Origin of the sequence: Micromonospora sp. NPDC023633 (assembly GCF_040640035.1) — a bacterium.
In the GTDB taxonomy this organism is placed as follows: Bacteria; Actinomycetota; Actinomycetes; order Mycobacteriales; family Micromonosporaceae; genus Micromonospora.
On sequence record NZ_JBFABB010000097.1, the window covers coordinates 16,214 to 27,709 of the forward strand.

Annotated in this window: 9 protein-coding genes; 4 read left to right on the forward strand and 5 right to left on the reverse strand. The window is 73.0% G+C overall.

Annotated elements, in window-relative coordinates; genetic code table 11:
- Positions 1-21: 21 nt before the first annotated feature.
- From AB0G13_RS25545 to AB0G13_RS25565, 5 genes are all read right to left on the reverse strand, one after another.
- The gene (locus AB0G13_RS25545; RefSeq protein WP_357878993.1) at positions 22-1,455 is read right to left on the reverse strand and encodes a GH1 family beta-glucosidase; all 1,434 of its coding nucleotides are present in this window, start codon (positions 1,453-1,455) and stop codon (positions 22-24) included.
- Positions 1,452-2,294: a carbohydrate ABC transporter permease gene (locus AB0G13_RS25550; RefSeq protein ID WP_357878996.1), complete on the reverse strand. Its 843-nt coding sequence runs from the start codon at positions 2,292-2,294 to the stop codon at positions 1,452-1,454. Before AB0G13_RS25550 ends, AB0G13_RS25545 begins: the two co-directional genes overlap by 4 nt.
- An 11-nt stretch (positions 2,295-2,305) precedes the next feature.
- The gene (locus AB0G13_RS25555; RefSeq protein ID WP_357879000.1) at positions 2,306-3,277 is read right to left on the reverse strand and encodes a sugar ABC transporter permease; all 972 of its coding nucleotides are present in this window, start codon (positions 3,275-3,277) and stop codon (positions 2,306-2,308) included.
- Positions 3,278-3,433: 156 nt separating this feature from the next.
- Positions 3,434-4,726, reverse strand: coding sequence for an extracellular solute-binding protein (locus AB0G13_RS25560; protein WP_357879003.1), 1,293 nt, complete (start codon positions 4,724-4,726; stop codon positions 3,434-3,436).
- A gap of 377 nt (positions 4,727-5,103) precedes the next feature.
- On the reverse strand, positions 5,104-5,649 hold the full coding sequence (locus tag AB0G13_RS25565) for a plasmid pRiA4b ORF-3 family protein (RefSeq protein ID WP_357879006.1): 546 nt from the start codon (positions 5,647-5,649) through the stop codon (positions 5,104-5,106).
- 151 nt (positions 5,650-5,800) lie between these two features.
- On the opposite strand from AB0G13_RS25565, the gene AB0G13_RS25570 reads away from it, so the two are divergent.
- The 4 genes from AB0G13_RS25570 to AB0G13_RS25585 form a co-directional block, all read left to right on the forward strand.
- Entirely contained in the window at positions 5,801-6,547 is a 747-nt protein-coding gene (locus AB0G13_RS25570; protein ID WP_357879009.1) for a pyrimidine reductase family protein, read from the forward strand.
- A gap of 143 nt (positions 6,548-6,690) precedes the next feature.
- On the forward strand, positions 6,691-8,445 hold the full coding sequence (locus AB0G13_RS25575; protein ID WP_357879012.1) for an ATP-binding protein: 1,755 nt from the start codon (positions 6,691-6,693) through the stop codon (positions 8,443-8,445).
- A 128-nt stretch (positions 8,446-8,573) separates the two neighbouring features.
- Positions 8,574-9,725, forward strand: a complete 1,152-nt coding sequence (locus AB0G13_RS25580) for an exonuclease SbcCD subunit D (protein WP_357879016.1) — start codon at positions 8,574-8,576, stop codon at positions 9,723-9,725.
- On the forward strand, positions 9,725-11,496 hold a 1,772-nt coding region (locus AB0G13_RS25585; protein ID WP_357879020.1), incomplete at its 3' end, for an SMC family ATPase. The genes AB0G13_RS25580 and AB0G13_RS25585, both read left to right, overlap by 1 nt.

The window sequence follows — 11,496 nt, forward strand, 5'->3', positions numbered from 1 at the left end:
CCGTTGATGGCTGGCCCTGGCCTATTGTGCGGCCAGACCGTTGCGTCGGATCACCTCGGCGTACCACCTGGCGCTGGACTTGGGGATGCGGACCTGGCTGTCGTAGTCGACGTGGACCATCCCGAACCGCTTGGTGTAGCCCCAGGCCCACTCGAAATTATCCATCAGTGACCAGGCGAAGTATCCGCGCAGGGGCACGCCGGCCTCGATCGCCTCGTGCGCGGCGCGCAGGTGGGCGTCGAAGTACGCCAGCCGGTCGACGTCGTCCACCTGCCCGTCGACCACCTCGTCGACGAAGGCGGAGCCGTTCTCGGTGACGTAGAGCGGCAGGTCGGTGTACTCCTCGTGCACCCGGCGCAGCGTCTCCACCAGACCGGGGGCGTCGATCTCCCAGTTCATGTCGGTGACCGGCACGCCCCGGGTGACGAACCGGACGTCCTCGCTGCCCGGCCAGCACGACGGCGCCCGCCAGTACGGCTCCGGCTCGGCGCCCGGGACCGGCGCGGCGACGACGTGGCGGCTGTAGTAGTTGACGCCGACCACGTCCAGCGGGGTGGAGATGGTCGCCAGGTCACCGTCGCGCACGTGCCCGAAGTCGGTGACCCCGGCGAGGTCGGCCGTCAGGTCCGCCGGGTAGGAGCCGCGCAGCAGCGGGTCCAGGAAGAAGCGGTTGGCCAGCCCGTCGATGCGCCGCGCGGCGTCGACGTCGGCGGGCGCGTCGGTGGCCGGGGTGACCGGGTAGAGGTTGACCGTCACCCCGACCTCGGCGGTCGGCCGGGCCGCGCGCAGCGCCTGCACGGCGAGGCCGTGGCCGAGCATCAGGTGGTGCCCGGCCCGGACGGCGTCGGCGCCGTCCGAGCGGCCCGGCGCGTGCACCCCGGAGCCGTAGCCGAGGAACGCCGAGCACCACGGCTCGTTGAGCGTGGTCCAGTAGCGCACCCGGTCGCCGAGCGCGTCGGCCACCAGCGTGGCGTAGTCGGCGAACCGCGCGGCGGTGTCCCGGGCCGGCCAGCCGCCGGCGTCCTCCAGCGGCTGCGGCAGGTCCCAGTGGTAGAGGGTGAGCCACGGCTCGATCCCGTGCCCCAGCAGCTCGTCGACGAGCCGCCGGTAGAAGTCGAGCCCCTCGGCGTTGGCGGGGCCGGTGCCGCCCGGCTGCACCCGCGGCCAGGAGACCGAGAACCGGTACGACTTCAGCCCCAGCTCGGCCATCAGCGCGACGTCGGAGCCGACGCGGTGGTAGTGGTCGCAGGCCACGTCACCGGTGTGCCCCTCGACCACCCGGCCGGGGGTGTGGCTGAAGGTGTCCCAGATCGACGGGGTCCGGCCGCCCTCGGCCGCCGCGCCCTCGATCTGGTACGCGGCGGTGGCCGCGCCCCAGAGGAAGCCGGGTGGGAAGGTCAGCGGCGGACGGTCGACGACGACGCCGGCGGCGGGCGGGCTGGCGGGGTTGCTCACGACTTGACGGCACCTTCCATGATGCCGCCCACGATCTGGCGGCCGAACACGATGAACACGATCACCAACGGTAGAGTGCCGACCGCCGTGGCGGCGAACACCTGCGAATAGTCGGTGTAGTAGGCGTACGACAGGAAGGCCAGCGAGACCTGGAGGGTCGGGTTCTCGGAGGTGAGCACCGCGTACGGCCACAGGAACGAGTTCCAGGTCTCCATGAAGGTCAGCAGGCCGAGCACGGCGGCGGCCGGGCGCAGCGCGGGCAGCACGATGTTCCAGTAGATCCGGAAGGTGCTCGCCCCGTCCACCCGGCCCGCCTCGATCAGCTCGTCGGAGATGGCCTGGGTGGCGTACTGCCGCATCATGAACACGCCGAACGCGCTGACCAGGAACGGCACGGTCACCGCGTAGAGGGTGTCGAACCAGTTCAGGTCCTGGATCATGCCCCAGAGCGGGATGAGCCCGAGCTGCGTCGGGATCATCATGGTGACGATGATCGTCAGCAGCAGGGCGTTGCGGCCCCGGAAGCGCAGCTTGGCGAAGGCGAATCCGGCGAGCGACCCGGTGATCACCACGGAGATCGTCACGATGCCGGAGACGATCACCGAGTTGAGCAGGCCGGTGAGGAAGTTCGCCGCCTCGTTGTCGAGCACCCGGCCGAAGTTGTCGCCGAACGATCCGGCCGGCGTGACCGGCGGCGGGACGTCGTTGATCGAGTCCAGGCTGCGGGTGGCGATGACCACCATGTAGTAGAACGGGTAGATCGAGAACAGCGTCGCCAGGACGAGCGCGACGTAGGTCAACGGGCTGGTGCGCCACAGGCGCCGGGATGCCGAGTTCATCTCCGCGTTCCTCACTTCACCGTGCGGCGGACGAGCAGGAAGTTGATCCCCGAGACGAGGGCGATCATCAGGAACATCGCCCAGGCGACCGCGGCGCCGTAGCCGGCGGTGTTGAGGTTCTCGATGCCCAGCTCGTACATGTACATGGCCAGGGTCTGGAACTCGCGCTGGTCGCCGCCGATGATGTTGCCGTTGGCGAAGACGAGCGGCTCGGTGAAGAGCTGGAGCCCGCCGATGGTGGAGAGGATCACCACGAAGACGAAGGTCGGCGTGAGCATCGGCAGGGTGATCCGCCAGAACTGCTTCCACTGGCCGGCGCCGTCGAGCGCCGCCGCCTCGTACAGGTCGCGCGGGATGGCCTGCATGCCCGCGAGCAGGATCAGGGTGTTGTAGCCGGTCCACCGCCAGTTGACCATGGAGGCGATGGCGGTCCAGGAACTCCAGCGCTCGGCGTCCCAGTCGATCGGGTCGATCCCGACGAGGCCGAGCACCCAGTTGATCACGCCGAAGTCGCGCTGGAAGAGCATGCCGAAGACGATCGCCACGGCGGCCACCGAGACCACGTTCGGCATGAAGATCGCCATCCGGAACAGCGTGCGCGCGCGCAGGAAGGTGCGGTTGAGCAGGTTCGCCAGGAACAACGCGAGCAGCAGCTGCGGGATGGTCGACAGCAGGAAGATGCCGAAGGTGTTGAGCGTGGCGTTCCAGAAGTACTCGTCCCTGACCAGGGCGACGTAGTTGTCGAACCCGATGAAGCTGTGGTCGCCGATCAGGTTCCAGTCGTGCAGGGACATCCAGGCGGTCCGCAGCATCGGGTAGAGCCCGAAGATGCCGAAGACCACGAAGAACGGCGCGATGTAGAGGTACGGCGAGTACTTCAGGTCCAGCCGGGTCAGCGAGTGCGATCGAGACCGGCGCCGCGCGGGCGGGCGGGGTGGCGGTGCGGCGGGCGACGGCGGCGCCGTCGTGGCCGAGAGGCTCATGCGGGGTCCTTTCCCGGCGTCGGCGCGGGCGCGCGCCGACGCCCAGGCGCTCTTACGCGGAACGGGACGGCGCCGATGGCGTCCGGGGGTGCGACGGGGACGGCGCCGGTGGCGTCCGGGTGTGTGGACCCGGACGCCACCTGGCGACGAGGTGGGTCAGAAGGCGCCCTGCGTCTTGGCGTCCTTGGCGAACTGCTCCCAGGCCTTGTCCTTCGCGGCCTGCCCCTGTTCGTACGAGCGCAGCGCCGGCTCGAACGCGTTCTCCTTCACCGCCTGGTGCTTCGGGCCGAGGTGCAGCGGCTGGATCTTGGCGACGCTCGCACCGAAGATCTTGCCGGTCGGCGCGTTGTTGAAGTACTCGTTGGTGTAGGCGAGGAACTCCGGGTTCTTCAGCGCCTCCAGGTTGGTCGGCAGCGGGCCCTTGAGCTTGAACGCCGCCACCTGGCTCTGCGCGTTGGTCAGGTACTCGGCGAGCTTCGCCGCCTCCTTGGGGTACTTGCTCTGGGTCGGGACGCCGAGCCAGGAACCACCCCAGTTGCCGGCGCCGCCGGGCACCGGGGCGACGTCCCACTTGCCCTTGTTCTCGGGGCCGGAGTTGTCCGCGACGATGCCGAGCATCCAGGACGGGCAGAAGGTCGCCGCGAAGGTGCCCTGCTTGAAGCCGGCCGACCACTCCGGCGACCAGGTGGCCGTCTCGGCGGTGATGTTGGCGTCGGCCATCGCGACCGCGGTGTCCCAGGAGGTCTTCACCGCCGCGCTCTTGTCGGCGACGATGTTGTCGTCCTTGTCGTAGAACAGCTCGCCGCCCTGCTGGAACATGACGGCGCTGGCGGCGGTGGTGACCGAGTCGAGCAGACCCTTGCCGGTGGCGGTGCGGTACTTCTTGCCGGTCTCGATGAAGGCGTTCCAGTCCGGCCAGAGGGCGGCGACCTGGTCCCGCTCGACCGGCAGCTTGGCCGTCTGGAAGAGGTCCCGGCGGTAGCAGACCGCGAGGCTGCCGACGTCGGTCGGCAGGCCGATCAGCCGGCCGTCGGGCGCCTTGCCCAGCTCCCACTTCCAGGGCAGGTAGTCCTTGCTGTGGTCGGCGACCAGCGGGGCGAGGTCGGCCCAGTTCGCCGGGTTGGCCTTGAACTCGTTGAGGATGCCCTCTTCGAGGGCGACCACGTCGGCGGCGCCCTTGCCGGTGGCCAGCGCCCGGACGATCTTCGGCCGGTACTCGTTGAGCTGCGCGGTCTTGCGCAGCTCGACCTTGATGCCGGTGTCCTTCTCGTACTGCTTGATGATCTCGTCGTAACCGAACTCGCCGAACGTGTCGATGACCAGCTTGGCGGGCTTCTCGCCGGCCGCCGGCGCGTCGTCGTCCTTGCCGCAGGCCGCGAGACCGCCGATGGCGGTGATCGCGGCCAGTGCGGCAGCCGCCATGCGGGTGCGCCGCGTGGTGAGGCTCATCGGAGACCCCTCTTTCGGTGGTGAGGCTGACTGGGTGTGGTGGGGGTGCCGTGCGCGCCCGTCGACACCGACCTAGCCGGTGGTCGACGACCGGAGCGGGGCGCGGGTGAGTCGTGCCACATTCGCGGGAGCGCTCCCATGAGAGTGCCGGCGGGTGTCAGGGGTGTCAATAGGCCCTTGGGAGCGTTCCCAGATCGTTACCGCGCGTGCGGAGGCACCGCCCGTCGGGCGTCAGGGGTCGACGTGCGGGCCGGCACCACCTGGGCGTCCGTCGCGTTGAAGCGGTTCAGCGGGTCCGGTGGCAGACGGCGGACAAGCTGAGCGGCCCGCCACGCGCCGCGGGAGCGCGGCTGGAGCGGGGCCGCCGCCGAAGCGGTTCAGCAGAAGCGTCGCAGCAGGGTGTCGGCCCGGCCCGCGTCGAAGGCGGCCGGGTCGAAGCGGTCACCCACCCAGTCCCGCGCCCGCGGGTGCCCGGGGTGAGCCGGGTCCGCCAGCACGGCCAGCAACGCCTGGTAGCCGGCCGGTCCGCCGACGTCCTCCGGCGGGCACGCCCGCTCGCCGTCCACGCAGGACGGGTAGCGCTCGTCCGGGTCGGCCGCGCAGGCGTCCTCCACCACCAGGTCGTGCTCCCACCAGTCGCCGAAGTCGTACGTGTAGTGGAAGCGACTGCCCTTGCCGACCACCGCGTCGAGCCGGACGTCCAACTCGTCGTGCAGGGCCAGCTCGCCGACGGGGTCGGGCTCGCCGTACTGGCGGCCCTCGATCTCGAACGAGTGCAGGTGGCAGTCCCGCCAGCCCATGCCGTGCTGCACCACCCGGTGCAGCCGGTCCAGCGTGTAGCCGCCCGGGACGAGCACCCGGCGCCAGATGGGCGGTCGGACCCCGGCCAGGGAAATCTTCAGCTGGAAGATCTGACGCGGCATGCTGTCCCGTCCTTCCTCGGCATAGGCTGCGGGCATGATCTGCCGAGCGTGCCGGGCCAGGCGGCACGACGACTGTCCGGGGCGCAACTGGTGCGACTGCCAGCACCGTACCCCCCCGGCCCACCCCTCCGGTCACCGGTCCGGCCGGCGAATGAGCGTCGGAAGCCCGATTTCGGCGCTCTGGCCGCAGGCGTCGACGCGACCGCTGGACGACGCCGCGCTCACCGCGCTCTACGGCCGGGCCGACCGCCCCCACCTGCGGGTGAACTTCGTGACCAGCGTCGACGGCGGCGTCTCCGTGGACGGCTACTCCGCCGGGCTCTCCGGCGAGCCGGACAAGCGCGTCTTCGGGCTGCTACGCATGCTCTGCGACGCCCTGCTCGTGGCCGCCGGCACGCTGCGGCACGAGGGCTACCGGGCGGTCCGCCTCAACGAGCGACGCCGGGCGTGGCGCCGCGAGCACGGCCTGTCCGAGTACCCGACGCTGGTCGTCGTCTCCGGCTCGCTCGACCTCGACCCGGCGCAGGCCGCGTTCGCCGACGCGCCGGTGCGGCCCGTGGTGCTCACCCGGGCCGACGCCACGGCGCCGCCCGGCCTGACCGAGGTCGCCGACCTGGTGCGCTGCGGCGACGACCGGGTCGACCTCGCGGCGGGCCTGGCCGAGCTGCGTCGTCGCGGCCACGGCCAGGTGCTCTGCGAGGGTGGCCCGCACCTGTTCGGCGCCCTCACCGCCGCCGACCTGGTGGACGAGGTCTGCCTCACCGTCGCCCCGCTGCTCGCCGGGGCGGGGCCGGGGCGGATCACCGCCGGCGAGGCCAGCGACGTGCGCCACCTGCCGCTGCGGCACGTGCTCGCCGCCGCCGACGGGATGCTCATGCTCCGCTACGCCCGCGACTGACCGTGGTCGGTCCGGCACCCTGCGGCTGACGGCCGTCGGCGGCGGCGTGGCGTCCGCCGCGTCGCGTGGCAACCTGTCGTACTCCTCGGGCAGGATGCAGGCGTGTGCCCCGACCGCGACGACCAGCCGACCGGAGTTGCCCGATGACTGACGACGGGTTCGACGGCCCGGGCGAGGTGGTCGGCCGGGTGCTGGGCACCGCCGACGCCACGCCCCTGCAGTTCTGGACCGCGGTCTCCCCGGGCAGCTACCTGCAGCTCGACGACGTCGTGGTGACCCGGCGGGAGCTGCCCGACCGCGAGCCGGTGACGATCGCCGGGGTGGTCACCCAGGTGCGCGCCCGGCACGAGGGCGCCCAGTTCGACTCCGACGTCTTCGCCATCGCCGACGGCACGCTGCCCGCCCAGGTGCAGGAGGCCGCCGAGATCACCACCACCCGCGTCGACCCGGAGCTCTACGTGCCGCCGTCGCCCGGTGCGGTGGTGCACCGCGCCGAGGGCGACGCCCGGGCCCGGGCGCTGCACTTCGACCGGATGGAGCGGCGCATCCCGATGGGCATGGGCCGCGACGGGGTGCCGGTCTACCTCAACGCCGACTTCCTCGACGGCAGCCGGGGCGCGCACGTGTCGATCTCCGGCATCTCCGGGGTCGCCACGAAGACGAGCTTCGCCACCTTCCTGCTCTACTCGGTCTTCCGCTCCGGCGTGCTGGGCGGCGACGCGGTCAACGCCAAGGCGCTCATCTTCAACGTCAAGGGCGAGGACCTGCTCTTCCTCGACCACCCCAACACCCGGCTGGACGACGCCACCCGCGCCGCGTACGCGAAGCTCGGCCTGGTCGCCGGGGCCTTCCCCGACGTGCGGGTCTACGCCCCGCCCAGGGTGGGCGACGCCTCCGGCACGCCCGACGTGAGCAGCCGGCTCACCGGCGTGGACAGCTTCTACTGGACGCTCAGCGAGTTCTGCGCCGACCGCCTGCTGCCCTACGTGTTCGCCGACGCCGACGACGAGCGCCAGCAGTACACGATGGTGGTGCACTCGGTCGCCGCCCACCTGGCCCGGCACGCCCAGCCCGCCGACGGCGGGGTGAGCATCGACGGGGTGCGGCTCGGCTCGTACGCCGACCTGGTCGACCACATCGTCGACCAGCTCAACGACGACGAGACCCGCTCCGACTGGGCCGGCAGCGCCGTCGGGCTGGGCACGGTCAACGCGTTCGCCCGCCGGCTGATCGGCAGCAAGAAGGACCTGTCCCGGCTGATCCGGGGCGACCTGGCCACCCGCCGCCCGCACTCGATCAACACCGCCGAGAGCGCCCAGGTCACCGTGGTCGACCTGCACAACCTCCCGGACCGCGCGCAGCGGTTCGTGGTCGGCGTGACGCTGAAGAGCGAGTTCGAGCGCAAGGAGAAGGCCGGCACCGCCAAGCCGCTGCTCTTCGTGGTGCTCGACGAGCTCAACAAGTACGCCCCCCGCGAGGGCTCCTCCCCCATCAAGGAGGTGCTGCTCGACATCGCCGAGCGGGGCCGCTCGCTCGGGGTGATCCTGGTCGGCGCCCAGCAGACGGCGAGCGAGGTGGAGCGGCGGATCGTCACCAACTCGGCGATCCGGGTGGTGGGCCGGCTCGACCCGGCCGAGGCGTCCCGCCCGGAATACGGCTTCCTGCCGCCCGCCCAGCGGCAGCGCGCGCTGCTGGCCAAGCCGGGCACGATGTTCGTCAACCAGCCCGACATCCCGGTGCCGCTCTGCCTGGAGTTCCCGTTCCCGGCCTGGGCCACCCGGGTCTCCGAGGCCGGCCGCGCCCCGTCCGAGACGCTCCGGTCGATCACCCAGTCCGTCGACCCGTTCGCGGTCGTCGGCTCCGGTGGCGGCACCTCCGACGACGACATCCCCTTCTAGGGAGGGGAGAAACCGGTGAGCGCGAGGAGTGAGCTTGCGAGCCCCGCAGTCGCGAACGAAAGGCTGGCACCGGTGAGCGCGAGGAGTGAGCTTGCGAGCCCCGCAGTCGCGAACGAAAGGCTGGCACCGTGAAGATCCTGCACACCTCCGACTGGCACGTCGGCAAGGTCCTCAAGGGGCAGTCGCGGGCCGAGGAGCACAAGCGGGTCCTGGCCGGCGTGATCGACGTCGCCCGCGCCGAGGCGCCCGACCTGGTCATCGTCGCCGGTGACCTCTACGACACCGCCGCACCGACGCCCGAGGCCACCCGGTTGGTCACCCGGGCCCTGACCGCGCTGCGCCGCACCGGCGCCGACGTCGTGGCCATCGGCGGCAACCACGACAACGGCCAGGCCCTCGACGCGCTGCGGCCCTGGGCCGAGGCCGCCGGGATCACCCTGCGCGGCGGGGTCCGGGACAACCCCGACGAGCACGTCGTCGACGGCACCACCGCCGGGGGCGAGCGCTGGCGGCTGGCCGCGCTGCCGTTCCTCTCCCAGCGCTACGCCATCCGCGCCGTGGAGATGTACGAGCTGACCGCCGCCGAGACCACCCAGACGTACGCCGACCACCTGGGCCGGGTGCTGGGCCGGCTGACCGAGAGCTTCACGGAACCGGACCGGGTGCACCTGGTCACCGCCCACCTGACCGTGGTCGGCGCGACCACCGGCGGCGGGGAGCGCGACGCGCACACCGTGCTGGGCTACGCGGTGCCCGCGACCGTGTTCCCCGGGACGGCGCACTACGTGGCGCTGGGCCACCTGCACCGCTCGCAGCGGGTGCAGGGCCCCTGCCCGATCCGCTACAGCGGCAGCCCGCTGGCGGTCGACTTCGGCGAGCAGGAGAACGTGCCGTCGGTGACCGTCGTCGAGGTCACCGCGACCACAGCGGCGCAGGTCCGCGAGGTGCCGGTGACCGCCGCCACCTCGCTGCGCACGGTCCGGGGCACCCTGGCCCAGCTCGCCGAGACGCAGGTGCCGGACGACGCCTGGCTGCGGGTGTACGTCCGGGAGCAGCCGCGCGCCGGGCTGCGCGAGGAGGTGCAGGAGCTGCTCCCCTCGGCCCTGGAGATCCGGATCGACCCGGAGCTGGTGCCCGCCCCTGGCAGCGGCGCCCGGGTGGCGCAGCGGGCGGGCCGCTCGCCCCGGCAGCTCTTCGCCGACTACCTCGACAGCCGGGGGCACACCGACGACGGGGTGCGGGAGCTCTTCGACGAGCTCTTCGAGGAAGTCGACCACTGATGCGGCCGATGCGGCTGGACATGGCGGGCTTCACCGTCTTCCGCGACGAGACCACGATCGACTTCACCGACGCCGACTTCTTCGCCCTGGTCGGGCCGACTGGCTCCGGCAAGTCGACGGTGCTGGACGCCATCTGCTTCGCCCTCTACGGCACGGTGCCCCGCTGGGGCGGGACCCGGGGCCTGGGCAACGCGCTGGCGCCGTCGGCCACCGAGGCGCGGGTCCGGCTGGTGTTCGAGTCCGCCGGCTCCCGCTACGTGGCGACCCGGGTGGTCCGCCGCGACGGCCGGGGCAACGTCAAGACGGCCAACGCCGGGTTGCAGCTGATGCCGGCCGGGTTCGACGTGACCAAGCTCGACACCGGGCTCAGCCCGGACGACCTCGGCGAGGTGGTGGCCGGCACCCCCGCCGAGATGGAGCACGCGGTGCTGGAGGCGGTCGGGCTGCCCTACGAGCAGTTCACCAGCTGCGTGGTGCTGCCGCAGGGACAGTTCGCGGACTTCCTGCACGCCAAGCCGGCCACCCGGCAGCAGATCCTGGTCAACCTGCTCGGCCTCGGGGTCTACGAGGACGTGCAGAAGAAGGCGACCGCGCGGGCCGCGCAGGCCGAGGCGAAGCTGGAGGCGGTCGACCAGGCGCTCGCCGGGCTCACCGACGTCGACGACGCCGCGCTGGAGGCGGCGACCGGGCAGGTCGACCGGATGCGGGAGCTGGCGGGGGCGGTGGCGTCCGCCGTACCGGAGCTGGCGGCGGCCCGGGCGACGGCGCGCGAGGCGGGCGCGGCCCTGGCCGCCCTCGACGCCGATCTGGCGGTGCTGGCCGCCGTGCGCGCGCCGGACGGGGTGGCCGAGGTGGCCCGGGCGGTCGCGTCGGCGCGGGCCGGCGCGGACGAGGCGGCGACGGCGGTGTCGCTGGCCGAGGAGCGGGAGGAGAAGCTCCGCGGCGAGCTGGCCGCCGCCGGCGACGAGAGCGCGCTGCGGCTGCTGCTGCGGGCGTACACCGACCGGGAGAAGCTGGCCGGCGAGGCGGAGGCGGTCCGCGCGGCGGTGACCGGGGCGCAGGCCGAGCACGGCGCGGCCGTGGCGGCGCTCACCGAGGCGCGGGCGGCGGCCGAACGGGCCGAGTCGGAGCTGGAGGCGGCCTTCCGCGCCCACGAGGAGGCGAAGGCGACCGACCAGGCGGTGGCGTTGCGCGCGCACCTGCGCGCCGGGGCGCCCTGCCCGGTCTGCGAGCAGACCGTCGCGACGGTGCCGGCGGTGCCGGCCGACTCGGCGGTGGCCGCCGCGACGGCGGCGGGACGGGCGGCGCGGGCCGCCAGCAAGGCCGCCCAGTCCGTGGTGCAGGAGCGCGACGGCGCGGCCCGGGAGCTGGAGCGGGTGCTGCTGCGCGCGCGGGCCCGGCAGGACCAGGTGCAGGCCCGCCTGGCCGAGCTGGACGACCAGCTGGCGGGGGCGGCCGAGCCGGCGGTGCTGCGCCGCGAGCTGGACGAGCACGCGCGGCTGCGCCGGGCGCTGGAGGAGTCGGCGGCGGCGGTGCGGGCCGGCCGGGACGCCGCCCGGCGGGCCCGGGCGGCGGTGGACGCCGCCGAGGAGCGGTTGCGGGCGACGTGGCGGGCGTTCGACGCGACCCGCGACGGGCTGGCCCGGTTCGGGCCGCCGACGGCGGACCGGGAGGACCTCGGCGCCGCCTGGGCCGCCCTCACCGGATGGGCCGGCGAGGAGGCGGAGCGTCGCCGGGCGGAGCGGGCCGGGCGGGCCGCGGCGGTGGCGCA